Here is a 23,726-nt window from a genome sequence, read left to right as displayed (position 1 = left end):
TTGTATGAAGATTTAAATCAAAAACAAATTGAAATATTACTTTTTATAAAAAGTTCAATTCAGAAAAAAGGATACCCTCCTTCCGTTAGAGAAATATGTAAAGGAGTAAAACTAAAATCTACTTCTACTGCTCATAGTTATTTAGGCAATTTAGAAGAGAAAGGATATATTAGAAAAGACCCTACAAAACCTAGGGCCATTGAAGTTTTAAATAGGGATGAAGACTATTTATTTGCTCCTAAAAAAACTGTAGATATACCTATTATAGGAAAGGTAACTGCTGGGCAACCTATACTCGCTATTGAAAATATACAAGAAACATTTCCTGTACCTTTAGAAATAGCTGAAAAAGGTTCTATATTTATGCTAGAAGTTCAAGGTGAAAGTATGATCAATGCTGGCATTTTTGATGGAGATTATGTATTAGTAAAGCAACAAAATAATGCTGAAAATGGAGATATTATAGTTGCATTATTAGATGATGAAGCCACAATAAAGAGATTTTTCAAGGAAAAAGACTGCGTAAGATTACAACCAGAAAACGAAAGTATGTCTCCACTACTTACGAAGAATGTTGCAATTTTAGGAAAAGTAATAGGGTTATATAGAAGTATTAAATAAGGATAAGCTGTATTTAAACCAGCTTATCCTTATTTATTAAGTTTTCTTCGTATAAATTATTTAAAGATTTCATTATTCCCAATTTGCAATGTTCATAAGTAAGACCACCTTGATAATATGCATAATAAGGTTCTCTAATAGGAGCATCCGCACTCAATTCAATAGATGAACCTTGTATAAATCCTCCAGCGGCCATTATAACTTGATCTTCATACCCAGGCATATCTGAAGGTTCTGGAGTAAAATAAGAGTCCACTGGAGATGCACTTTGTATACCTTTACAAAACTCTAGAATTCTTTTTCTGCTATTAAATTCTATTCCTTGTATAATATCACTTCTTAAATCATCTACATTAGGTATAACTTTAAAACCTAAACTACTATAAACTGCTGCCATTAGAATAGCTCCCTTTACAGCTTCTGATACAATATGAGGTGCCAAAAATAAACCTTGTAAAATACTTCTTGTCATTCCAAATGTTAATCCACAATCTTTTCCAAGTCCTGGTGCAGTACTTCTATTTGCTATTAATTCAATTAAATCTTTGTTTCCCACTATATATCCTCCAGATAAAGCTAAACCTCCTCCTGGGTTTTTAATTAAGGATCCTGCCATAATATCAGCTCCTATATCTGTAGGTTCTTTTTTTTCTAAAAACTCTCCATAACAATTATCTACCATAATTATTACTTTATCATTATTTTCTTTAATTTTTCTAATAACATTGTTCATTTCACTTATATTTATAGCTTTTCTATCACTATATCCAGTAGATCTTTGAATTAAAATTAATTTAGTTTTCTCAGTAATATTCTTTAGAACTTGGTCTATATTTATATGACCATCATTATCTAAAGGTATTTCTTTATAAGATATTCCAAACTCACAAAGAGTTCCCTTTTCATTTCCCTTTGTCCCTATTACTTTTTGTAATGTTTCATAAGGGCTACCTGTTATAGATATTAATTCATCATTAGGTCTCAATATTCCTGACAAAGTTAAAGTAATAGCATGTGTGCCAGAGGCAATTGTAGGCCTTACTAGAGCATCCTCTGTGTTAAAGACATAGGAATATATCTCCTCTACCTTATCCCTTCCTATATCATCATATCCATATCCTGTGGTCCAATAAAAATCTGTAGAACTTAATCTAGCTTTTTGCATTCCCTCTATTACTTTATATTGATTATATTCTTTATTTTTATCAATTATAGATAAATTCTCTTTTATTAATTTTTCCTTTTCTTCCACATACCTTATTACTTCTTCTTTAAGACTAAATTGTTTACATAAAATATTTATTGTATCCTTATCCATATTCTTAGTTTCCACCTTTTCTAAAATATTTAAAAACAAAAGCCTCTGAAAATCAGAGACATTTGTCTAAATCTATTCTTGTTCTATATTTCGGTTTATATAATTAATGGTTTTACTAGGCACAATCGTAGATATAGCATGCTTATAAATAAGTTGTTGTTTTCCTTCACTTTCTAATATTATTGTGTAATTGTCAAATCCCTTAACAGTACCTTTTAATTGATAACCATTAACTAAAAAAACTGTTATATCTACACTATCCTTTCTTGCCATATTCAAAAACATATCTTGTAAATTCATACTACCTTTCAAAATATTTCCCTCCTTTATTTATTAAATTTAATTCACCCTTTATATATTTTATAATATAATTTATAACTTCATATTTATTTTTGAAGTCATCTAAATTAATCCACTTTATTTTTTCATCTTTTCTAAACCATGTTAATTGCCTTTTTGCAAATCTTCTTGTATCTCTTTTTAATAAAGTCAGCGTTTCATCTAAAGTCTTTTCTCCTTTTAAATAAAGGATTATTTCCTTATATCCTAAAGCTTTTAGCGAATTAAGTTCTTCACTATATCCCATGTCTAATATTTGTTTAACCTCTTCTATTAGACCTTCTTCTATCATTTTGTCTACTCTTGAATTAATTCTATTATATAGAACTTTTCTTTCCATGGTCAATCCCATTATAATTACATTATACTTTTCATTACATTTTCTTGAATCCTTATAAAATCTTGACATAGGTTTACCAGTTTCATTATATACTTCTAATGCACGTATTATTCTTTTTCTATCATTTACATTAATTCTATTCGAAGAATTAGGATCTATTTCTTTGAGTTTATTATATATATATTTATTACCATATTCATCAGCTATTTTATTGCACTTTTCTCTAAATTCATCTCTAGGAGGAACATCAATAAAATTCAAATCATATACTAAAGAATTTACATATAGTCCTGTCCCTCCTACAACTATTGGAGTCTTACCCCTGTTATAAATATCTTCAATATATTTAGTAGCCAATTCTTTATAGTCTGCTACAGTAAATTCTTCATCAGGATTAACTATGTCTATTAAATAATGAGGAATTCCCTCCTTTTCTTCTTCTTTAATTTTTGCAGTTCCTATATTCATGTATTTATATATCTGAGCAGAATCAGCTGAAATAATTTCTCCATTTAATTTTTTTGCTATTTCTATCGATACTTCTGTTTTACCTATAGCAGTTGGTCCTACTAGTATAACTAGAGGTATCTTTTTTGTCATACCAATCATCCTTTAAATAATTCTTTTGAATTTTTTCTCTAAATCTCTCTTTGTTATCTTTATTATAACTGGCCTACCATGAGGACATGTATATGGGTTATTTAGTTTTGTAAGTTGTTTTAACAATTCTTCAATTTCCGGTTTTGTAATTTTATCTCCTGCCTTTATAGCATTTGTACATGCCATTTTCATTATTTTTTCTAGTTTTACATCATAATTAGTATTTAAATTGTTTTTTATATTATCTAGTATATCAAAAAACAATTTCTTTATCTGAGGTTTTCCAAAAATTAAAGGCACTCCTCGTATAGCTATACTATTTAATCCAAATTCTTCAATATCAAACCCTAAATTATGAAATAAATCTTTATTATCTTCAACAATAGATAGTTCTTTATTTGTCAATTGAATGATTTCTGGAGATAATAAAGATTGAATAGTAATATTTTCTCTTTCATATTCCCCTTTATATTGTTCATATTTTACTCTTTCATGGGCTGCATGTTGATCTATAAGATAAAAATAATTATCTAATGTATTTTCTAAAATAATATAGGTGCTGAATAATATACCCACCAATTTAGTATTTTTAAACACATCATTTAATTCTTCTTTTTCATATTCACAGTCTGATACTTTCTCAAACTGTTTATTTTCTTCCTTATCTATCTGCTCTTTTACCTCTTTTTTCTCCAAAGGAGATTCTGCTTTAAAAGAAATAGATCTAAGCATGGTTTCACTATTTAGATCTTCTTTATTTTCAAAGGAATTAGTTTTTTCATATATTTTAATATTGTCTATAGGTTCTTCTTCTTCTTTGTTTAAATCTAAAAAATTAACTTCTTCAACAATATTATCTTTTTTACCTTCTATTTTTACTTTCGGGATAGACATGGTTTCCTTTAATATTTTATCTACTAATCCTTCTATTATATTATTTATTTCATTTTGATTAGAAAATCTTATTTCTTGTTTTGTAGGATGTATGTTTACATCTATTAAACTTGGATTAATTTCAATGAACAATATAAAAATAGGGAACCTATTAATTGGTATTAAGGACTTGTAACATCTTTCAATAGTCTTAGTTAGTTGAATATTTTTAATCCATCTACCATTGACAAATATATATTGATGTCCTCTATTTCCTCTGTAGAAATCATTTTTAGATATATATCCTTTTACTGATAATTTATTGTCAGAATAATTAATTTCTAATAGATTTTCTATAAAGTCTTTTCCTAGTATAGAGTATATATTAGATTTTATATTGTTTTTACCAGGGGTTTTTAATACTATTTTATTATCTTTAATATATTTAAAAGAAACATTAGGATTTCCTAAAGCTATTTTATAAATTACATCACTTATATGATTTGATTCTGCTAAATCGCTTTTTAAGAACTTTTTCCTTACAGGAATATTATAAAATAAATCTTTTGCTATCATTGTAGTTCCTAAAGGACAGCCTATTGTTTCTTTTTTTAATATTTCACCCTCTTTCAAAAATATTCTTATACCTTTATTAGAATCCTTACTACGTGTAAGTGTTTCCATCTTAGTAGTCATAGAAATACTTGCAAGTGCTTCTCCTCTAAACCCTAATGAATGTATATTTAATAAATCCTCAGCAGTTGAAATTTTGCTAGTAGAATGTCTTAAAAATGCATACTCAACTTCATCTTCATTCATGCCAATACCATCATCCGTTATTCTTATATAAGTTTTTCCTCCATTTTTTATTTCTATAACTATATTATTTGAACTTGCATCAATAGAGTTTTCAACTAACTCTTTTACAATAGAAGCTGGGTTTTCGATTATTTCACCAGCTGCAATTTTAGCAATAGTTGATTCATCTAGAATCTTTATTCTATTATTCATTTTCTCCTCTCCTTAGAGGTTCTTAGCCTCCTCAACCATATTATACAATATATTCATAGCTTCCATTGGTGTTAATTTAATTATATCTAAATCTTTTACTTTGTTTATAAATTCTTCACTTTTATATTGAAATAAATCTAATTGTTTTAGATTATTTTTCTTTTTTTCATTATCATTATCATTATCATTATGATTTTCATTTTTTATTTCTATATATTCCCTAGGCTTTTCATTCCTTTCAATATTGTTTAAAATTTCATCAGCCCTATTTATAATATCCTGATTGATACCAGCAAGTCTAGCTACTTCTATCCCATAACTCTTATCAGTACTACCCTTAACTATCTTTCTCAAAAATATAATTTCTTTTCCCTTTTCTTCAACTAAAATTGTATAATTTTTAATACCCTCAAGTTCATTTTCCAACTGGGTTAATTCGTGATAATGAGTGGCAAATAATGTTTTTGCTCTTATATTTTCATTAATGTATTCTATTACAGACCAAGCAATACTTAGTCCATCGAAAGTGCTTGTACCTCTACCTACCTCATCTAATATAATTAGACTATTTTCAGTTGCATTTTTAATAATATTTGAAACTTCGTTCATCTCAACCATAAAAGTACTTTCACCCTGAGCTAAATTATCAGAAGCACCAATTCTAGTAAATATCCTATCTACTACTCCAATATTCCCTTCATCTGCTGGTATAAAGCTTCCTACTTGGGCCATTAGTGTTATCAAAGCTACTTGTCTCATATATGTGGACTTTCCAGCCATATTAGGTCCTGTAATAATTATAGTTCTATTTTCTTTATTATCTAAATAGGTATCATTTGGTACAAAGGAGTTTTCTTTTAGAGTTTTTTCTACCACAGGATGCCTTCCATTTCTTATATCTATAATACCATTATTATTTAATTTAGGCCTAACGTAATTATTCTTATAAGCTACTTGAGCAAAAGAATTCAAAACATCAACTTTAGATATTATTCTGCTTACTTTTTGGATCCGCTCAACTTCACTTTTTATTTTATTTCTAATATTTATAAAGAGATTATATTCTAAGTCTACCATTCTTTCTTCTGCTCCTAATATTTTAGCTTCCATTTCCTTTAATTCAGGAACAAAATACCTTTCTGAATTAGCTAAAGTTTGTTTTCTAATATAATTATTAGGAACCAATTTTAAATAAGACTTTGATACTTCAATAAAATAACCGAAAACTTTATTATAACTAACTTTTAATGTCTTAATTCCTGTTTTTTTCTTTTCTTGTTCTTCTAAATTTGCTAACCATTCTTTACCCTTTATTGCTGCTTCTCTAAGCTCTTTTAATCGATCATCAAATTCAGCTTTAATAATTCCTCCTTCTCGCACCGATATAGGTGGTTCATCTGTTATAGATTTATCTATTAAGGAGAAGATATCGTCTAATGGATCAATTTTATTTCCTAAATCTGTTAATCCTATACTATCTGAATTAATAAGTGTCTGTTTTAACTTAGGCAATTCACTAAGAGAGTTCTTTAATGAAATTAAATCCCTAGCATTACAACTTCCATATATAATTTTACTCATAATTCGTTCTAAATCGTATATATTTTTTAATGAATTTTTTACTTCATCCATGAGCATAATATCTTCTATAAAATTCTCTACTATTTCAAGTCTATATTCAATTTTATCTCTAGCTACTAAGGGTTGCTCTAGCCATTTTTTTAGAAGTCTCCCACCCATTGCCGTAGAAGTATTATCTAAAAGCCACATAAGAGAACCTTTTTTTTCTTTACCCCGAATTGTTTCATTTATCTCTAGATTTATTCTAGTATTAATATCTAAAAACATATAATTTTTAACTGAGTAAAAGAAAATCTTATTTATATGTTCTAAAGTTGTTTTCTGAGTTTTAAATAAATAAGATAATAATATCCATATAGATATAATGGAATAATTCTTATTATTAAGTTCAAATTTTGTAATAGAATTAGATCCAAAATGTTTTTCTATTTTCTCTATACAATCACTTAATTCATACTCAGAATCATCATATACTTCTATATGAGGGTTTATATTATTTTCTATTATTTTCATTATTTTTTTATTTTGAAATAATCTTTCGCTTAACATTACCTCAGATGGTATAGTCTTTCCTAACTCATCAATTATAAAATTTGTATTGTCCTTTGTGTTACCATAGTATTCGGTAGTATAAAACTCACCGGTAGAAATATCTACATAGGATAACCCTACTCCTTTATCTCCTAAATATATACTTGCAAGAAAATTATTAGATTTCTCATCTAGTGCTTTTAAGTCTGTTATCGTTCCTGGTGTAACAACCCTAACTACATCTCTTTCAACAATACCTTTTGCTTCTGAAGGATCTTCTAATTGTTCACAAATAGCTACTTTATAACCTTTTTTTATAAGTTTAGAGATATATGAATCAGCTGCATGATAAGGCACTCCACACATAGGTGCCTTTTTTTTATTTCCAATTTCTCTTTTAGTTAATGTAATCTCTAATTCTTTAGCAGCTATACTAGCATCATCAAAAAACATTTCATAAAAATCTCCAAGTCTAAAAAAAAGAATACAATCTTTATATTTATCTTTAATATTTATATATTGTTTCATCATTGGTGTTAAATCTTTCAAATTAATCCCTCCAATAGAAATAGAAAAAAGGTTCTAGACTATATGACCTTCCAATGTGAAAGTTTTTACATCAGTTATTTTTACATTTACAAAGGTTCCAATTAGATCTTTATCGCCCTTAAAGTGTACTAATTTGCTAGAATCAGTTCTGCCATTTAACATACTTTCATCATTTTTACTTATATCTTCAACTAATACTTTTACAATTTTGTTCATATAATTTTTGTTGCTTTCATAAAAGATAGGATATAAAGTATCTAAAAGTCTTTGAAATCTTTCATGTTTTATATTATCTGGAACTTGTTCTTCATGTTTTGCAGCAATAGTACCTTCTCTCATAGAGTATAAAAAAGTATAAGCTGAATCATATTTTACTTTTTTTACTAAATCCAAAGTTTCTTTAAAATCTTCTTCTGTTTCACCAGGGAAACCTACAATTATATCAGTGGTTAATACAATATTGGGTATTTCCCTTTTAATTTTTTCTACAAGTTTTAAATATTTTTCCTTAGTATATTTTCTATTCATATTCCTTAATATTTTATCACTACCAGATTGAACTGGCAAATGTAGATGTTTACATACTTTATCACAATCTCTCATAGCATGTATAAGTTCATCTGACAAATCCTTAGGGTGAGATGTCATGAATCTTATTCTCTCAATACCATCAACTTCATTTATATCTCTTAACAGTTGAGCAAAAGTATAAGGTGTCTCAAGGTTTTTACCATAAGAGTTCACATTTTGTCCTAAAAGGGTGATTTCTTTGTATCCTTTTTGAGCTAATAATTCTATCTCTTTTAATATGTTTTCAGGAATTCTACTCTTTTCTCTACCCCTAGTATAAGGAACTATACAATAGCTACAAAAATTATTGCAACCATACATAATATCTACAAAAGCTTTAAAGTTGTATTTTCGGTTAGCATCTATATTTTCTACAATTTCACGACTTTCTTCAATTATATCCACTATAGTTTCTCCTGTTTGCAGATGACTATTTATTAATTGGGGCAATTTATAAATATTATTTGTGCCAAATATTATATCTACATGTTTAAATTTATCCATTATAAAATTTCGTACACTTTCTTGTTGGCTCATACATCCACATACAGCTATAGTGATATCAGGCTTTTCTCTTTTAAGAGCTTTCAACGCTCCTAACTGTCCATAAACTTTTAAATCGGCATTTTCTCTTACTGAACATGTATTGTAAATAATTAAATCACTATCTTCTTTATTATCTGCAGGAGAATATCCCATGCTTTCTAATATCCATGATATTTCCTCTGAATCATGTTCGTTCATTTGACAACCATAAGTTACAGTGAGATGTTTCCTTCTCCTGCTTGTTTTCTCAAAGTATTCATCATTCCATTGTTTTACTTGCTCCATATAATGCTGTTGTTTTAACTCTTCACTATTAATATCTATATTTATATTTTTTCTCTTATTCATTATTTTTCCTCCTCAGTGTTTATAGTTCAATGATATATATTATACCATACAACTATATAAAAAAAGACCTGGCTTTACACCAGGTCTTTTTAATTTAAATATTGGATTTTTTAATCTAATTAGAATGTAATTGTATTGCTAGTATTAAATAAACCATCTACAAGGAGAATAGGAGGTCAATTTTATGTGAGATTAGCAAAATAAAATACAAAATCCGAGCTTATTAGATTGTAAAAATCTAAAGCTAATTCTATATGTTTTTTATTGCTCATATCTAGTTTTTCAAATAATAGATTTTCAGCTTCATTTATTTTACCTAATTCTATTAATTTTAATAATTCTTTATGAAGATAATCGGTTTGAGAATTTTCATTTTCATATAATAAATCATAATATACCTCATCTTTATCTTCAATATGTAGAAAAATTTTTGCTAAAAAATTTATTATTTCTTTTATCAATCTCATTATATAATCCTGCTGATACATATAAACACATCCTTTCTATGGATAAAGAAGATCGAAAAAATAATCATAGTTATATAATGCAATTACTAATCCCCTTCAATAATAACCTCTATTCCCACATTTAAGCCTATACGATACAATCCAATGGCATACTTGTTGCTGCAGGCTTGCCTATAATCAGAGAATTTATGCATGAATCCCTTTTTCATATAGGATTATTTTTTATCTATGTTGTAGAAATAAATAGATAAAGTCCCTTTTTGTTTCCATATGTTCATTAGTACTATCTAAATTAAATTCTAATATATTTAGAGCATTGAGTAAACAATAATTGTCAAAAGAAAAAAGTTATCACTTTCTGGTAAAATTTTTTAGTCTAAAAACAAAATTAGTTATAAAAGTATGACTTAACTATGATTATAACATTAAATATTGAGCTATCGCATATATTTTAAAGTCAAATTAAAAATTTAATTATTTAACAACTTAAATATAATTATTAAACATAGTCCAACCTTATATATAATTGATGTAAAAAAGACCAATCATAACTAAATATCCAGTTATAGCAGATCTTATAACTATTTTAGCAGTTTCAGAATCTCTAATTTCTCCAACCATTATTATATCTGGATCTTGTCTTAATATAGGTCTTAAACCATTAGTAAAAGTAAGACCTGTTTTATTATTTACCTGAACTTGATTTATGCCTTTTAACTTATATTCAACAGGATCTTCTATAGTAATTATATTTTTTTCCATACTATTTAATTCTCTCAATATTGAATATAAAGTAGTTGTCTTGCCGCTTCCAGTAGCGGTCGGAATAGTACTGGGATAGTTTTATATGAACAATTAAGTGATTCTTATAGATATGAAAATTATCCTGAAAGGACCTTAGGAGAGAAAATAAGAAAGCAGAGAAATATAAAAGGACTTACTGCTGAAGAATTGGGTAACCTGTGCGGAGTTAGTAAAAATACAATTTATAGTTATGAATCAAACAATGCTGTTCCTACTTCTAACGTTATGAAAAAAATAGTTAATGTCCTGGATGTAGATGTTAAATATTTTGAAGATGATTATTATAATTTTGTGTTATCTGAAAATTATACTGATTATTTAAAAGAGTGGAGAAAACTTCTTAGAGTTGAAGAACTAGAAGAAAAACTAGGTGTATCTTATGCATCTTATTCAAGTTGGGAAAAAGGTAGTTTTATGGCCAGAAATACATTCAATAAAATTAAAAATAGGTTATTTTAAAAAATATAAATAAGAATCTCTAAATAGATCCTTATTGATTTGTGATTCTATTTTTGATAACTTTATTTTTATAAAAAATATTTAGATATGTCGCAAACCACTTAGCAATTAATAAAATGGTGGCTGGTGAGATATAAAAAAAGGGGGTAAAATCCCCTTTTCTTATATCTTCTTATTTAAATTTAAATAGATTTAAATCTTGCATAAAATAAAAATTGAAATATTATACTACTTAATAAATTAATTAAAATATTAATGTTTTCTTTTTTAAACAATTTCTTACCTAATTTCAAACAGATAACTATAGAACTAAGATTCATTATTATACTGATTATAATTATAATCAGTGATTAAAGTTATTAAATGAATAACTGCTGAAATTATGATAAAAACTCCATATATTATATTATAAGTATTAATATATTTTTCTCTCATTGTAATACTTCCTTTTACTTATCTTTTTCTTCCCTATATCTTATATTCTACAAATAATATCAAAATCCTTTTTTATTTGTGGTAAAGATGTCCAATTGATTTTAAAGCCTATATTTAGCTTATATAATGTTTTAATCTGATTAGGATGAATTGTATTACTAAAGTTAAAATAAATGTCCTACAAGGAAAATAGGAGGTCAGTTTTGTACAAGTTTAGCTAAAATAAGAAAAAGAGCCTAGGCTCAGGCTCTAAAGATATGTACTCCTAAAGTAACTCATTAACTTAATAAATTCTATATATGCTAAATTTTTAACTTTTAAAAAAATGTTCTCCATTATCATATTTATTTAGAGTTAAAGTTTTACTTTCTATATTAACATTTTATTCATCATAAAATATAAATGTTGATAAATCTAAGTCTTCAGTATTATATGATATAAAAACCGCTTTTTCTTTATCACTTAAATTAATATCTTCTAATGGAGTTACCTTTGGCATCTCATGGACTTTTTTTTCAAAGGTAGCTAATTCTAATGCTTCCGTGGCCATTAAAATTCCTTCATCATATGTTTTAGCACAACTTATACACTCTGGTAAATCTGGAAATGATATTGATATTCCATATTCATCATATTCATCATAATTAAAGATAGCATAATATCCTATTTTCATAATTATCCCTTCCTTCGCTTATATCCAACCAGCTTGTTTCCAAATATTCCTTAAAGTGCCTATTGGTATTTCATGATTTTTTCCATGATTAGGTACCTGTACTGTCTTCTTTCCTTTTTTCCATGTTTCATGGCTTCCTTTCTGGCGAACTTTTTTAAAACCTTCTTTTTTCAATCTTTGATGCACATCTTTAACCTTTCTACCTGTTGGCTTAGAATTTTTAGCCTTCTTTTTTATAAAATTAACAATACTATTATATAATTTGTGGCCCTTTGTTATAAGCTTACCACCATAATATATTGCAAGTCCACCTCCGACTGCAACTAAAACTACCTTACCAACTCCAGGTATATACCAAGTACCTGCTAATAACGACGCCATGGCACTAGGAAGTTCAATGCCAACACTAGCAGCCCTCATTAAACCATTATTAGAATTACCATATAAATTAGAATTAATATCAATTTCACCATTTGAATCATCAATTTTAATTGCATAATCAATTGTTTCTAAGTAATTAATAAATTCATCCTCTGTTAACTTTGTACCATCCTCCAATATAATGTAATCACTTGTAGAATCATCCTCTGATGCAAAAGAAAAACTACTAAAAGATGTTAGCATTATACAAAAAACCAAAGTAAAACTTATAAATTTTTTATAATTTTTCATTATACTTCTACTCTCCTACCTAACATTAATTAAATACCATACATAAAATATAATGCATACAACAATTAAATTCAAGCAAAATATTTTTTTATAATAACTCATTTGATTATAGAAAAAATTTATAATTTAAAATAATTAATTACTTTTTCTAAATCATCTCTTATTACATCTTCAATACTCATATTTATTAAATCACCTATTTCCACACCATAAAACCTCAATTCCTTTTAAATATTGATTATACATTCCAATCACAAACTTCAACGTGATATTTAAACATCTTATCTTAGCTCTTCATCTTTATTATGCGTATTGGCTAAATCTCCATACACTAATTTATACTAATTTAAATCTAAACTAAATTATGTCATATTAAAAACACATCTCCAAGAATCTAAAAATCTCAGACACTACAGATGGGTAATTCACTATATATTATCTTTTATAACACTTTCTCAAAAAATAAAAAAGACCTGGCACTACACCAGGTCATAAAAATTTATAAAACTATTGCTTCAAATCCATCTTTCTTTAATTGTGCAACTAGGTTGTCCCCACTTCCCCTCTTACTAAATGCACCAGTTTGAACTTTATACAGCCCTCCATCTTTCACTATTATAGCATCATATCCTTTTGATTTTAATTCATTAACTAACTTTTGAGCATTACCCTTATTACTGAAAGCACCAGTTTGTACTCTATATAGTTTGTTATTATTTGAATCTTTATTTTTTATAGCTTCTTCTATTTTGGAAAAAGTATTCTTACCAGGTATTCCATCTGCCGTAAATCCATTATCTCTTTGAAAAGCTATTACTGCATTTTTAGTACTATTACCAAAGACTCCATCAATACTTCCTACATTATATCCTAGTTTATTTAAGTTACTCTGTAATCCTCTTATTATAGAATTCATTTTATTTAGTGTATTGGGTCCTGCTATTCCATCAGTAGATAGTCCATAAGCTGCTTGAAATCTTCTTACTGCATCTGCTGTGCCTGCACCATAAATTCCATCTATAGATACCCCTTTGTATCCTAAACCGTTAAGGTTCATTTGTAAATATCTTACTTCTGTTCCTCTACTACCTATTTTCAATACTGTAGATGTATTATTATTAGGTTCACCATCTCCACTTGAAATTTGCCCTCTTACTTCTCTCATAAATTGAGCTTTATCTATACCAGTTCCAGGACAAGTTTTAGAAGCATTTTCTCTATGAAATCTAATATATTTACCTCTATCATCAAACCATTTTGCTAATTTTAATATACTAGCTTTTTGAGATCCTTCAAATTTATCATTACCAATATCAAAGTTTCCAAGCATTTCAACCATAAAAGGTATTCCACCATTAATTGAATTATAGCCTTTTATACTTGCAGGTTGTCTCCCAAAGCTCCTACCAGTTATAAATTTTCCATCTGGTGTTAATGTAACATGTTGTCCTATATCTTCCCATCCTAGAGTGTTTACATGGTAGTTTCTCATACTATTTTGCCAGTATTGGGCATCAGGTCTTTGTCTCCAATTTAAATGATCTGGTCTCCATGTATGATGTACATGAAGCTCCACATGATTATAGTTTTTAAGTTCATTAATAAGTTGATCAACTGTTAATATTCTATCTACATTATAAATCCTCTCCTTTTATTTATAACTAATTTAATTTTTCTTTTTCTGCCCTTGGGTCAGCTATAACCTCATAAGTTCCCATAGAAGTTAAGCTTATTAATATAGCATTTATTACTGTTAAAACTATGCCTTCTATGCCTTGTCCACTTTTAGCAAAAATAAAAGTAAGAATTAATGCAATTATGAAAGCATATATTCTTACTACTTGATCACCAAAATTCTTTTTTATAATACTTTTTGTAAATTGAACTACTATACTTACTGCAGCTACTAATCCTGCAAAGGTTGCAAGAGTTTCGGCTGTCATAAATTCATTCATATGAACTCACCTCCTTTCACTTAGAAATAAAATAAGTGACTGCTGCTGTAGCAATCACTGTAATTATTGTCTTTATTAAATTCTCCCAGTTTTGACCTGGTTTAGATTCTAACTTATCAATTTTATTATCAAGTCTATCTATTTTTACTTCTAGTTTTTCGAGTGTAGAAGTCATGTTCTTCATTTGTTCATTATTTGCTGTAAAATCTAGTTTTGTTTCTGTTACATCTTTCTGCAACCCTTCTACTACTCCTTCAACTTTAGTAAGCCTTGTTTCTACATTCTTTATATAAATGCAATCTTTACAGTCTTCATTCATTTTCTACCTCCAAATTTACATAATTAAAGAATTAAAAAATAAACTCACTTTTAAATAGGGCTAGCTATAAAAAATAACTTATTGTAGAAAAGTGGCTGGCTGTATCTATTAATTACTTCTGTCTTGTATTTATTATGATTAAACATATCAAGATACTCTTTCTCTGTTCTAATGTAATTACCCTTATCAAAATATCTCATGCAATTATTTTTTAAAACACAATAAGGTTTAAAATAAGGTTCTACTACAAGTATATTTCCTTCATGTTTTAGTACCCTATGAAACTCTTTTAAATAGTCCTTTAGTTCCTCTGAATCAATATGATGCAATACAGAGAATATAAGTATATGATCTATTGATTTATCATCAATTGGTAATATAGAGGATTCAAGAGTTGCAAACTCATATTCGGGATATAATCTTTTTGCATATTCAATTCTTTCCTTATTATGTTTAATTACATTCTCTACATAAAGCTTAGAAAACCACTTTGGCCTTACGAGAATATGATACAATCTTGGGGATAACTCCATATTATATGTCCTCCTTTTAAAAATTAATCCTGTTTTATTATCCCCTTATAATATTTAATTATTTAAGTATAAAAAATAAGCCTTTAAGGCTCTTTAATTTTCTGCATCTCTCTTTTCCTTTATCTAACTCTTTGTTTTATTTTTATCATTAATTTGCCAAATCAATTGTTTTTTCATTATTTTATTTACCTCTTCTGAAGATATATCAAATTTTTTAGCTATTTCTGTATCAATTTTGTCTTCATCTGGAAAATCATCATCTTTAGCTTTTGATTGATAAAGATCGTGCCAAGCTTTATACACTTTTGCTTCTTCCTTAGTTAACTGCTTGCTCCAATCTTTTTCCATTAGCTCATAATTATAATCCATTTTCTCATATTCTCCAGGACTAACAGTATCCGCCTTTGCCCAATCACCTTCTGGTGCATATGTAGTTTTACCCAATGTATGACCTTCGCCTATATATTCTTTATAATCATAAAACCATATTACTACAGCATTAAACTTTTCTTCCTCTTTTATTTTTTCAACAATCTCTTTAGATATATCTTCTAATTCTTTTACATTTACTTTTTCTTTTATTACAACATCATAAGAGTATCTTTTGGCTGCTTCTACTGATATATCTTCTTTTTCTATTATCTCATAATCTACACTTGCAGTACTACTTGTATTCTTACTACCACAACCAGTCATAGCTATAAGTAACAAAAGAATCGTTAAGTAAAATAAACTCCTTTTAGATAATAGTTTTTTGATATTTAATCTCCCCCTTCTTTAACTACTTTCACAAAAAAGGAGAAAATCCTTCTTTCTTCTCTACTGTCTCTACTACCTTAATTTATTACATAAAAAGAGAGCTCTTTTGTGAGCTCTTTTAATATTAGTATTTTTATATTAATTATTTAAAGCTTTTATATTTTAATTAAACTCCCTTTCTATTTCAATTACTTCTCCTGTGTTAGCATCTATTTTTACTTCATAATACATTCCAGTATAGGTTCTTATAGTAATTTCATAAACTAATATACCATTTTCAGTGTCTAGCTCAACTTTTAATACTTCCCCTGGAACATGTCTTAAAGCAATTTCAATAGCTTCTGATCCACTGATTTGATGAATTCTCCAATGATTGTCCATTGCATAAATCTCCCCTTTCTTATGATTTACACAATTACTATATTCAATTGCTTAAAAAATTGTGCTATTTCCATTTTTTTGTTTTTTATCTTATTAATTATGATTAAATCTGTTTAGATATTAATTTTATGTATAACAAAAGAACATACCCTGTGCAATAAGTATGCCCTCTTTATTATCTTCTAAATATTTTAAATAATTTCTGTCCTGTACTGGTTGTATAGTAAACTTTATTGCTATAATTTTTCTTCCTTTTTTAATCTTTTCATAATTTATTTTTATATCAGTAAATTTATTTATTTCTTTTTTTGATACTTTTAAAACCGATCTTTCAAAATCATAAAATCTTTCATACTCTTCTTCTATTCCTAAATATTCTCTTAAATCTTTTATGTTAATTTTCCTTTCTTCTATTGATTCATATTGTTTTAATAACTCGTATATTCTAACTGAATAACTACTTCTCAGTTGTAAAATATTTTCTATTTGATACCTTGTAAAATTCTTTTTTAAATCCAAAATATAAGGTATTAAATCTTTGTCAATATATAGACCTAGCTCTTTACTATCTTCAGTAATTTCTGGTTTATTTATCAATCTTATTATTGTAGCAGTTTTTTTCCTTTTTCATTTATACTTTCAACTTGTAACCTTTTTTCCTCCAAGTTAAAAGCTACTTTTTTAATGTAGTTATAAAAATTCTTATCTTTTGTTTGCTCTTTTAAAGATAATACATTTATATAATATTTTTCAAATTGCCTCTCCTGATGTTCTCTTACATCTGTTATAATTAGACTAAACAATTTTAATTCATTTAAATTCATTCTTCCTTTAAATTCAATTAGCTTATTATGCTTTACTACTAATTTTTTATTATTTTCTTCCATTTATCTCACTTCCATTTTTTTGCTTTTTTAATATTATATCATTTTTAAGACGAGAAATAAACTACAGACTCGCTCATAGTCCTTATTTTTATCGTTATAACCCTTAAATTTCTCGTCTACTAATCTTTGTAATCGTCTGATCAAGCTTGTCCTATACCTTCTAAAAGTAGTTAAATTGTTTGTTAGTATATCTATTTTTCACATGATTTTGATACAATATATAGTTATTTTGTTCACGTGAATTGGTATTTAATTTATTTATATGTTATGCTACATAAAAGTATATTATGGTAAAATAAGAATCTATTGGGAGGAGATTTTTAATGTTTAAAAAGGTTTTTACTTGTATGTTAACGGTTTCATTGATTATAACTGGTACTATCAATATAACTTATGCACAAGAGTCACAAGTTATTTCTGAGGATGAGATAAATAATAGGTTAAGAACATTTAGTCAAGAATCCAAATCAGTAGATTTGAATGAAAAAACAGTAAAAAGTCTTGAACAAAGAATAAAAAGAGGAGAACTTCTAGATAGTGAAGAAGTAACAGATCATGATTCTTTGATGGAAGAGTATGAACGGTTTTTAGAAAAAAATAAAAGTAAATCTAATTGGACTTCATTTATTTCAGATAGTGGAACTGTTGTAAGTTCTACATAATATCATACAACAATAAATGGTGCTAAGGTAAGAAAAAGTCATGGTGCATATTGGGCAGGTTTTACATTTGATTATTCAACATATAGACAAGGTAATAGTAAAATTCATCGAGTTTATGGTGCACAATCAGTAGCTGGTGGTGGAACTATGAGTTTATCTTCACCAAGAATTATTCGGGACTGCAACTGTAACAAGTCCAGCGAGAGCAGAAATGGATTTTACTTTTAGTGGATATGGAGGTGTAGGCAGTTATTCAGGAGTAGTTGGAATAACTGCTGGAAATAATCATGGTTCAGGTGGAGTTTATACGTATTAGTAAGGTTAATATATGAAGAAAGGAAGTTTATGATATATGAATAATGTAATAAGAAGTTTAATAGTTTATACTACTCCGATTTTAATAATAATTTTAGTAATATTATTAATAGTATATATCATTAGAAAGTTAAGTGATAAAAATAAATAACTAGATAGTGAATATATTTGATTCTTATTTTACTTAATATATTGTAAATAAAGGAAGCTTCAAGCTTCCTTTATTTAATGAATGAACTATTTTTATTTATTATTAATATCAGTTATGATATTAATAATAAATAAATCTATCCTGGTACTTTATCAATTCTTTTATTTTTTAAAAACTTAAAAACTAATAAATACTCAATTTTTTTAATTTTTTTATTATCTTCATTTTGAACAATATAAAATCAATTTTAAGACTTGTATTTGCGTTTTTAAGGACTTTAATATGTTTACATATATAGAATATAAGTTTATTTTTCATTAGCCTCAACTCCTTTGCTTTATCCTTCTCCCACATCTTTTATAACTATCATGTCTCATTAAATTTTCAACCTTATCTCCAAGTTTAATTTTCTTAGCCTTCTTCTTTTTATATATGTTCTTTAATTTTCTATATGTGTTAATATCACTTTTCCTTAAGTATTCTCCAATAGTCATCATCTCCGCCACCTTTTACTTATTGTTTTACTGTTATATGTTGTGAAATAATACGTAAAAAACCGTAAGATTGAAATTTGAATCTTACGGTTTTTCTATAATTTGTGATATAAATATAAAGTATCTCTAATCAATATTTATATTGTAACAAAATACATAACATTATAATTTAGTGTATCTTATTACTTTATTTTATCTGCATATATTCTATAATCACCTATAAAATTATCAAAATTCACTGAAAGCAGGTATCTTTCATCTTTGTCTACTACTAATTCTTTAGTACCACTCTTATTTATTGGAAAATCTTGAATCACTTCATCTTTTGAACGAGTTAGTTGAATTTTTAAAGTGCCTTCTTTTACATTAGAATCATATGTGAATTTTACCTTATCACCTTTTTTTAACTCTAATGTTATTACTCTATTGCTACTTGTTTTAGATTTAATATCATCTTTAATACACCCTAAAGAAGGAATCATACTTTCGATAGACTTAAAAGAGGAACATCCTGCTGTAAAAAATATTAGCATACATATTACCAATGTTATGATTAATAGTTTATAAAATTTCATATATTATCTCCTTCCTATTGTTGTTTATTTAACATCTAATGGTATCCGGTCGTAACTTACTGCTGTAGAAATTATAGCATATTTTTTCATAACATGGAATTCGTCCATATATTTTATTTATGAGCAACTATAATATGTAATAAAAAAAGACACACCCTTACAGGTATGCCCTCTTTTATGTTATTTCATCTATAAGTAATTCAACTGTTATTGGCTTATCCATAAAATTATATATATGTTTCATTACCTCTATAGTCTACTTATCATTCATGCCATAGTTATAAACCCTTGATTTTCCATTCTATTTAGATATTGCTTGTGACTACATGATAGTTTTAAAATTTTATTGATAATATTTATATAAAACTTGCCTAATCTACTCCAGATTCTTTCAGCCCTTTTTACTGCTTCTTGCATTTTATCCCCATATCTCTTTTAAGGTATTTAATACTTTTTGTATGGTCTTATCCCCAACCCCTTTTGTCCTCTTTAGAACTTGCACTAACTTTATTTTAAAGTCTGCTCCTTCTGCTGACTCCGCACCATCTTTGAAACCTTGACTGTATATATCAGATAAAAGCTTTCCATCTCTTGCCTGTCCATCTTCTTTACTGTTTTATAAACTTTTCTGTTTAATAACTTTTTCATTTTTATACCTTCAGCAAGAATTTTTTTAGCATAATCACGTTATTATGAATAACCACCCTTGTATTTTTTCTAAGTTATCTTTTTTAAATATATTAATTAATCCATATATGAATATTGATATAGACCACATCGTTTCCATCTCTCTACCTCCTACTTAACTATTTTCAAGCTCAAATCTGGATATTGATACTCAAACATCTTTTTCTTAATCTTAAACACTTGAGTTTCAACCCCTTTAACATCAACAACCTCTGTAGTTCCGTCATTGTTTACTATTACAAAATCTGCTATGTATGTAATAGCTCTATATTTCTTTCCGTTCTTTGTAAATTTAGGTTGTAACTCGTACCTTGGTTGTAATCCAAAATCTTTTATCTCTTCTGCCTGTTTTAATATCTTTAACATAGAGTAATATTCAGCTTCTTTTTTACTATCAAATGTAATTCCGTCTATTTCAGTCTTTTTATTGTTATACTTGCTTTTCTTTTTAGGCTTTTTCTTATTTAAATAATTAAGATATTCTTCTTCTGTCCATCTTAGACTCATAGGTTTCACCTTCTTTTCTCCTGCATAGTTCTATAGCTCCTTTTACGCTCATATTCTCATCAAAATATATTTCAACTACTTCATCAGCTATAGCTAACATTTCTTCCTTACTCATTTTTATTTTACCTTCTCCTTATAATTCTTGTCATCACGTTTTCTAAACACCTAGCATAATTTATAGTAGGCACCAAATATATCTCATTCTAAGGAGGTGTAATTATGACTAGAGAAAGATGTCATTTTGACGATTCACTACTATTCTTCTTCTTGTTACTTGTAATAATCTTCTGTAACTGTGATCATTTCTAATAAATTTGTCTATTAAGCCGGGGAATAATCCTCGGCTTTTTTTATAACTCTTCTACTTTACACTCACCTGTTACAAAGTCTAGCTTAAGAAAACATTCCTTAAATCCTTCTCTATGCTGTAGAATATAAAATTCCTTTTCCTCTGCTATGAACATTCCTTTAAATTTTGTTCCCTTTTCACCTTTTCCTTTTCCAAATGTTGTGATTTCGTACCTTTTTCCGATATTCATGATATTCCTCCTATAATTGATTTTGCTCTCTCATCTTTTTCAAAGCTTCTTCTCTTTTTCTTTCAGCAATAGCTTCTAAATCATCAGCACTATACTTGTCCGTTCTTTGCCCAAAATTATGAAATCTAGTTTTTTTAGGTTTCTTATATTGTTTATTTTGATATAGCTGCTGTTGTTTTTGTTGCTTTTCTATTTCTTTTTTTCTTCTTAAAGGTTCTAAGTCATCTATAGTTAATATGTTATTATCTTTCCAGTTTCTTAAAATTCCTAGAACATATTAAAATTCCTAGAACATATGGAACTCTCCTACTTTTATTTCCAACCGCAATTTTTATAGCCTCACTAAACATTTGTAAACTAAATATTTTTGAGTATTCGTATATTTCATCAATTAAGATTGGAGGTATCACTCCCATATTTTCTTCTAGAAGCCTTACGATATTTTTTAGATTTTCGTCGTACATACACTATTCTCATCGTTCTTTTCATTCTTGTTTATGTCTTTTCGTAGTTCTTTTACAGTTTCTTTATGGTTTTTGTCGGTCTTTTACTAGTTTTTCTGTGGTTTCCTCACTCTGGTAAAGCTCGTATTTTACTATCTTTATAGTGGTCTTTTTTGAATCTGGTACCTTTATAATCATACTTTCACTTTCCAATAGATTTTAAAAATTTCTTACCTTAGTTTTTGACCAATTCCAAGGATCCATATGTAATGTAGAAAAATCATACTGTAACTTATTCTTTTATTGTGTTATTATATATTTAGAGATAAAAGTTGAATTTATTGAATTTTAAAACAACATAATTATATTTTTTTATATTTTAAAGGAGGAGATTTTCCATGAACTTTTCTAAACGAATTGAGAAAATGCAAGAATCCCCTATTAGAAAGTTGGTACCTATAGCGGAAGAAACCAAGGGAAAAGGGAAAAAAGTTTACCATTTAAACATAGGACAACCTGATATAAAGACTCCTGTAGAATTTTTTAATGCTGTTAAAGATTTTGATAAAGAGGTTTTAGCGTATGCACCATCTCAAGGTACTCCAGAACTTATCTCTGCTATCAAAAAATATTATGCCAAATATAATATAAATTTTGAAGATGATGAAATACTTGTAACAAATGGTGGAAGTGAAGCTCTAATATTTTCTCTTTTAGCTACTTGTGACCATGGAGATGAAGTTTTAGTACCAGAACCTTTCTATACTAATTATAATGGGTTTGGAGATATGACAGGTGTTAATGTAGTGCCTATTACAACAAAGGCTGAAAACGGTTTCCACCTACCTGAAAAATCTGAAATAGAGAAACTCATTAGCCAAAAGACTAAGGCAATATTATTTTCCAATCCTGGAAATCCAACTGGAACTATATATACAAAAGAAGAAATTTATATGCTTAGAGATATATCTAAAAAACATAATATATTTTTAATTGCAGATGAAGTTTATAGAGAGTTTGTCTATGATGGATTAGAATATATGAGTTTTGCACATTTAAATGATATTGAAGATAGAATTATTTTAACTGACAGTGTTTCAAAACGATTTAGTGCATGTGGTGCAAGAATTGGATGTATAGCTTCTAAAAATAAAGATCTAATGAAACAAATACTAAAACTATGCCAAGGTAGGCTTTGTGTTGCTACTATCGAACAAATTGGTGCTGCTAATTTTATTAATGTACCTGATAAATATATTGAAGAAACAAAAGAAGAATATAGAAAAAGAAGAGATGTAGTATATAATGCATTAAAGGAAATGGATGGAGTAATTTGTGAAAAACCACATGGTGCCTTTTATAATATTGCAAAATTGCCAGTAAAGAATGCTGAAAAATTTGTTATATGGCTATTAAAAGAGTTTGATATAAATAATGAAACTGTTATGTTAGCACCTGCTGAAGGTTTTTATGCCACAGAAGGATTAGGCAAAGATGAGGTAAGAATCTCATACTGTTTAAATGTAGAAGATCTTAAAAAAGCTATGAAAATACTTAGTGAAGCTTTGAAAGTTTATCCAGATAAGAAATAAAGATATAAAAAGCAAGCAGCATTAGAACTGCTTGCTTTTTATATCTTTAGTATTCCTGTACTAAAGATCTCTCATATAATTCACATTTTTCATAATTGCATAGTCCCTGGATATTGTTTATACAAGTTATTGCACCACATTTTTTAAAATTCATACAGAGTTTTAATTTAGTTTTCTTATTTGATTTTTT

General features: G+C 27.4%; 30 protein-coding genes and 1 pseudogene. 4 read left to right on the top strand and 27 right to left on the bottom strand.

All coding sequences use genetic code 11. From position 1 onward, the window contains the following. Positions 1-621, top strand: a complete 621-nt coding sequence (lexA, locus tag NSA23_RS01085; protein ID WP_042681850.1) for a transcriptional repressor LexA — start codon at positions 1-3, stop codon at positions 619-621. Between the two features lie 13 nt (positions 622-634). Here the strand turns inward: lexA and NSA23_RS01080 are convergent, their stop codons facing one another. From NSA23_RS01080 to NSA23_RS01045, 8 genes and pseudogenes are all read right to left on the bottom strand, one after another. Beyond that, a complete protein-coding gene (locus tag NSA23_RS01080) occupies positions 635-1,954 on the bottom strand; it encodes a methionine gamma-lyase family protein (RefSeq protein ID WP_338080850.1) in 1,320 nt (439 codons plus the stop codon). Between the two features lie 57 nt (positions 1,955-2,011). Further along, the gene (gene hfq, locus NSA23_RS01075) at positions 2,012-2,251 is read right to left on the bottom strand and encodes an RNA chaperone Hfq (protein ID WP_042681855.1); all 240 of its coding nucleotides are present in this window, start codon (positions 2,249-2,251) and stop codon (positions 2,012-2,014) included. After that, entirely contained in the window at positions 2,241-3,218 is a 978-nt protein-coding gene (gene miaA, locus NSA23_RS01070; RefSeq protein ID WP_042681857.1) for a tRNA (adenosine(37)-N6)-dimethylallyltransferase MiaA, read from the bottom strand. The genes hfq and miaA overlap by 11 nt, the downstream gene beginning before the upstream one ends. Before the next feature lie 12 nt (positions 3,219-3,230). Next, a complete protein-coding gene (mutL, locus tag NSA23_RS01065; protein WP_042681859.1) occupies positions 3,231-5,102 on the bottom strand; it encodes a DNA mismatch repair endonuclease MutL in 1,872 nt (623 codons plus the stop codon). A 12-nt stretch (positions 5,103-5,114) separates the two neighbouring features. After that, a complete protein-coding gene (gene mutS / locus NSA23_RS01060) occupies positions 5,115-7,763 on the bottom strand; it encodes a DNA mismatch repair protein MutS (protein ID WP_097668033.1) in 2,649 nt (882 codons plus the stop codon). 33 nt (positions 7,764-7,796) lie between these two features. Next, positions 7,797-9,164 carry a tRNA (N6-isopentenyl adenosine(37)-C2)-methylthiotransferase MiaB gene (gene miaB / locus NSA23_RS01055; RefSeq protein WP_438357571.1) on the bottom strand — a complete coding sequence of 456 codons (1,368 nt, stop codon included), beginning with the start codon at positions 9,162-9,164 and terminating at the stop codon, positions 7,797-7,799. A gap of 245 nt (positions 9,165-9,409) precedes the next feature. After that, positions 9,410-9,715 (bottom strand): DUF6483 family protein, encoded by a 306-nt coding sequence (locus NSA23_RS01050; protein WP_050069809.1) that lies wholly within the window; start codon positions 9,713-9,715, stop codon positions 9,410-9,412. A 525-nt stretch (positions 9,716-10,240) separates the two neighbouring features. Continuing rightward, positions 10,241-10,510 (bottom strand): annotated as a pseudogene (locus NSA23_RS01045) (GspE/PulE family protein); the annotation flags it as partial. Positions 10,511-10,531: 21 nt separating this feature from the next. Here NSA23_RS01045 and NSA23_RS01040 point away from each other — a divergent pair. Beyond that, positions 10,532-10,957, top strand: a complete 426-nt coding sequence (locus tag NSA23_RS01040; RefSeq protein ID WP_081915233.1) for a helix-turn-helix domain-containing protein — start codon at positions 10,532-10,534, stop codon at positions 10,955-10,957. A gap of 309 nt (positions 10,958-11,266) precedes the next feature. Here NSA23_RS01040 and NSA23_RS01035 read toward each other — a convergent pair whose 3' ends face one another. From NSA23_RS01035 to NSA23_RS00985, 11 genes are all read right to left on the bottom strand, one after another. Beyond that, positions 11,267-11,392, bottom strand: a complete 126-nt coding sequence (locus NSA23_RS01035) for a hypothetical protein (protein WP_257490054.1) — start codon at positions 11,390-11,392, stop codon at positions 11,267-11,269. 382 nt (positions 11,393-11,774) lie between these two features. Next, complete coding sequence (locus tag NSA23_RS01030) at positions 11,775-12,065, bottom strand: type II toxin-antitoxin system HicB family antitoxin (RefSeq protein ID WP_050069810.1); 291 nt, start codon at positions 12,063-12,065, stop codon at positions 11,775-11,777. Positions 12,066-12,083: 18 nt separating this feature from the next. Further along, the gene (locus NSA23_RS01025; RefSeq protein ID WP_222704779.1) at positions 12,084-12,737 is read right to left on the bottom strand and encodes a type II toxin-antitoxin system HicA family toxin; all 654 of its coding nucleotides are present in this window, start codon (positions 12,735-12,737) and stop codon (positions 12,084-12,086) included. Between the two features lie 499 nt (positions 12,738-13,236). Beyond that, positions 13,237-14,313, bottom strand: coding sequence for a peptidoglycan-binding protein (locus NSA23_RS16575; RefSeq protein WP_147524990.1), 1,077 nt, complete (start codon positions 14,311-14,313; stop codon positions 13,237-13,239). Positions 14,314-14,398: 85 nt separating this feature from the next. Further along, on the bottom strand, positions 14,399-14,692 hold the full coding sequence (locus tag NSA23_RS01015; RefSeq protein WP_042681867.1) for a hypothetical protein: 294 nt from the start codon (positions 14,690-14,692) through the stop codon (positions 14,399-14,401). Between the two features lie 16 nt (positions 14,693-14,708). After that, a complete protein-coding gene (locus tag NSA23_RS01010; protein ID WP_042681870.1) occupies positions 14,709-15,011 on the bottom strand; it encodes a hypothetical protein in 303 nt (100 codons plus the stop codon). Between the two features lie 50 nt (positions 15,012-15,061). Next, positions 15,062-15,544 (bottom strand): methyltransferase domain-containing protein, encoded by a 483-nt coding sequence (locus NSA23_RS01005; protein ID WP_042681872.1) that lies wholly within the window; start codon positions 15,542-15,544, stop codon positions 15,062-15,064. A 123-nt stretch (positions 15,545-15,667) separates the two neighbouring features. Then, on the bottom strand, positions 15,668-16,255 hold the full coding sequence (locus NSA23_RS01000) for a DUF4875 domain-containing protein (RefSeq protein ID WP_042681874.1): 588 nt from the start codon (positions 16,253-16,255) through the stop codon (positions 15,668-15,670). 210 nt (positions 16,256-16,465) lie between these two features. Then, a complete protein-coding gene (locus NSA23_RS00995; RefSeq protein WP_042681876.1) occupies positions 16,466-16,684 on the bottom strand; it encodes a PepSY domain-containing protein in 219 nt (72 codons plus the stop codon). Between the two features lie 126 nt (positions 16,685-16,810). After that, on the bottom strand, positions 16,811-17,281 hold the full coding sequence (locus NSA23_RS00990) for a replication initiation protein (RefSeq protein ID WP_042681878.1): 471 nt from the start codon (positions 17,279-17,281) through the stop codon (positions 16,811-16,813). A 5-nt stretch (positions 17,282-17,286) separates the two neighbouring features. Next, a complete protein-coding gene (locus NSA23_RS00985; RefSeq protein ID WP_042681881.1) occupies positions 17,287-17,571 on the bottom strand; it encodes a replication initiation protein in 285 nt (94 codons plus the stop codon). A gap of 323 nt (positions 17,572-17,894) precedes the next feature. Between NSA23_RS00985 and NSA23_RS00980 the strand changes: the two genes are divergently transcribed. Next, positions 17,895-18,233 carry a hypothetical protein gene (locus NSA23_RS00980; RefSeq protein WP_042681884.1) on the top strand — a complete coding sequence of 113 codons (339 nt, stop codon included), beginning with the start codon at positions 17,895-17,897 and terminating at the stop codon, positions 18,231-18,233. Between the two features lie 789 nt (positions 18,234-19,022). Here NSA23_RS00980 and NSA23_RS00975 read toward each other — a convergent pair. The 8 genes from NSA23_RS00975 to NSA23_RS00940 form a co-directional block, all read right to left on the bottom strand. Continuing rightward, a complete protein-coding gene (locus tag NSA23_RS00975) occupies positions 19,023-19,193 on the bottom strand; it encodes a hypothetical protein (RefSeq protein WP_187116667.1) in 171 nt (56 codons plus the stop codon). Between the two features lie 182 nt (positions 19,194-19,375). Then, a complete protein-coding gene (locus NSA23_RS00970; RefSeq protein WP_042681886.1) occupies positions 19,376-19,768 on the bottom strand; it encodes a hypothetical protein in 393 nt (130 codons plus the stop codon). Positions 19,769-20,035: 267 nt separating this feature from the next. Continuing rightward, entirely contained in the window at positions 20,036-20,185 is a 150-nt protein-coding gene (locus tag NSA23_RS00965) for a hypothetical protein (protein ID WP_187116668.1), read from the bottom strand. Positions 20,186-20,275: 90 nt separating this feature from the next. Continuing rightward, positions 20,276-20,416 (bottom strand): hypothetical protein, encoded by a 141-nt coding sequence (locus tag NSA23_RS00960; RefSeq protein ID WP_187116669.1) that lies wholly within the window; start codon positions 20,414-20,416, stop codon positions 20,276-20,278. Between the two features lie 150 nt (positions 20,417-20,566). Then, the gene (locus tag NSA23_RS00955) at positions 20,567-20,962 is read right to left on the bottom strand and encodes a DUF1064 domain-containing protein (RefSeq protein WP_050069812.1); all 396 of its coding nucleotides are present in this window, start codon (positions 20,960-20,962) and stop codon (positions 20,567-20,569) included. After that, on the bottom strand, positions 20,928-21,077 hold the full coding sequence (locus NSA23_RS00950) for a hypothetical protein (protein WP_187116670.1): 150 nt from the start codon (positions 21,075-21,077) through the stop codon (positions 20,928-20,930). The genes NSA23_RS00955 and NSA23_RS00950 overlap by 35 nt, the downstream gene beginning before the upstream one ends. A 235-nt stretch (positions 21,078-21,312) precedes the next feature. Continuing rightward, positions 21,313-21,501: a hypothetical protein gene (locus NSA23_RS00945; RefSeq protein ID WP_042681888.1), complete on the bottom strand. Its 189-nt coding sequence runs from the start codon at positions 21,499-21,501 to the stop codon at positions 21,313-21,315. Between the two features lie 242 nt (positions 21,502-21,743). Further along, positions 21,744-21,965 carry a DnaD domain-containing protein gene (locus NSA23_RS00940; protein WP_042681890.1) on the bottom strand — a complete coding sequence of 74 codons (222 nt, stop codon included), beginning with the start codon at positions 21,963-21,965 and terminating at the stop codon, positions 21,744-21,746. Between the two features lie 377 nt (positions 21,966-22,342). Between NSA23_RS00940 and NSA23_RS00935 the strand changes: the two genes are divergently transcribed. Further along, positions 22,343-23,536: a pyridoxal phosphate-dependent aminotransferase gene (locus tag NSA23_RS00935; protein ID WP_042681892.1), complete on the top strand. Its 1,194-nt coding sequence runs from the start codon at positions 22,343-22,345 to the stop codon at positions 23,534-23,536. Positions 23,537-23,726 lie beyond the last annotated feature (190 nt).

It is taken from the genome of Anaerosalibacter massiliensis, assembly GCF_024623155.1.
Taxonomy (GTDB): domain Bacteria; phylum Bacillota; class Clostridia; order Tissierellales; family Sporanaerobacteraceae; genus Anaerosalibacter; species Anaerosalibacter massiliensis.
The sequence above is the reverse complement of the archived record's forward strand: the minus strand, read 5'-3'. Positions and strand labels throughout refer to the sequence as shown.

Excerpts from the sequence above, each read along its gene's own strand:
- miaA (WP_042681857.1), bottom strand. The coding sequence starts at position 3,218 with ATGACAAAAAAGATACCTCTAGTTATACTAGTAGGACCAACTGCTATA.
- mutL (WP_042681859.1), bottom strand. The coding sequence starts at position 5,102 with ATGAATAATAGAATAAAGATTCTAGATGAATCAACTATTGCTAAAATT.
- miaB (WP_438357571.1), bottom strand. The coding sequence starts at position 9,164 with ATGGAGCAAGTAAAACAATGGAATGATGAATACTTTGAGAAAACAAGC.
- NSA23_RS01050 (WP_050069809.1), bottom strand. The coding sequence starts at position 9,715 with ATGTATCAGCAGGATTATATAATGAGATTGATAAAAGAAATAATAAAT.
- NSA23_RS01035 (WP_257490054.1), bottom strand. The coding sequence starts at position 11,392 with ATGAGAGAAAAATATATTAATACTTATAATATAATATATGGAGTTTTT.
- NSA23_RS01030 (WP_050069810.1), bottom strand. The coding sequence starts at position 12,065 with ATGAAAATAGGATATTATGCTATCTTTAATTATGATGAATATGATGAA.
- NSA23_RS01025 (WP_222704779.1), bottom strand. The coding sequence starts at position 12,737 with ATGAAAAATTATAAAAAATTTATAAGTTTTACTTTGGTTTTTTGTATA.
- NSA23_RS01015 (WP_042681867.1), bottom strand. The coding sequence starts at position 14,692 with ATGAATGAATTTATGACAGCCGAAACTCTTGCAACCTTTGCAGGATTA.
- NSA23_RS01010 (WP_042681870.1), bottom strand. The coding sequence starts at position 15,011 with ATGAATGAAGACTGTAAAGATTGCATTTATATAAAGAATGTAGAAACA.
- NSA23_RS01005 (WP_042681872.1), bottom strand. The coding sequence starts at position 15,544 with ATGGAGTTATCCCCAAGATTGTATCATATTCTCGTAAGGCCAAAGTGG.
- NSA23_RS00995 (WP_042681876.1), bottom strand. The coding sequence starts at position 16,684 with ATGGACAATCATTGGAGAATTCATCAAATCAGTGGATCAGAAGCTATT.
- NSA23_RS00985 (WP_042681881.1), bottom strand. The coding sequence starts at position 17,571 with ATGGAAGAAAATAATAAAAAATTAGTAGTAAAGCATAATAAGCTAATT.
- NSA23_RS00980 (WP_042681884.1), top strand. The coding sequence starts at position 17,895 with ATGTTTAAAAAGGTTTTTACTTGTATGTTAACGGTTTCATTGATTATA.
- NSA23_RS00975 (WP_187116667.1), bottom strand. The coding sequence starts at position 19,193 with ATGACTATTGGAGAATACTTAAGGAAAAGTGATATTAACACATATAGA.
- NSA23_RS00970 (WP_042681886.1), bottom strand. The coding sequence starts at position 19,768 with ATGAAATTTTATAAACTATTAATCATAACATTGGTAATATGTATGCTA.
- NSA23_RS00965 (WP_187116668.1), bottom strand. The coding sequence starts at position 20,185 with ATGCAAGAAGCAGTAAAAAGGGCTGAAAGAATCTGGAGTAGATTAGGC.
- NSA23_RS00960 (WP_187116669.1), bottom strand. The coding sequence starts at position 20,416 with ATGAAAAAGTTATTAAACAGAAAAGTTTATAAAACAGTAAAGAAGATG.
- NSA23_RS00955 (WP_050069812.1), bottom strand. The coding sequence starts at position 20,962 with ATGAGTCTAAGATGGACAGAAGAAGAATATCTTAATTATTTAAATAAG.
- NSA23_RS00950 (WP_187116670.1), bottom strand. The coding sequence starts at position 21,077 with ATGAGTAAGGAAGAAATGTTAGCTATAGCTGATGAAGTAGTTGAAATA.
- NSA23_RS00945 (WP_042681888.1), bottom strand. The coding sequence starts at position 21,501 with ATGAATATCGGAAAAAGGTACGAAATCACAACATTTGGAAAAGGAAAA.
- NSA23_RS00940 (WP_042681890.1), bottom strand. The coding sequence starts at position 21,965 with ATGTACGACGAAAATCTAAAAAATATCGTAAGGCTTCTAGAAGAAAAT.
- NSA23_RS00935 (WP_042681892.1), top strand. The coding sequence starts at position 22,343 with ATGAACTTTTCTAAACGAATTGAGAAAATGCAAGAATCCCCTATTAGA.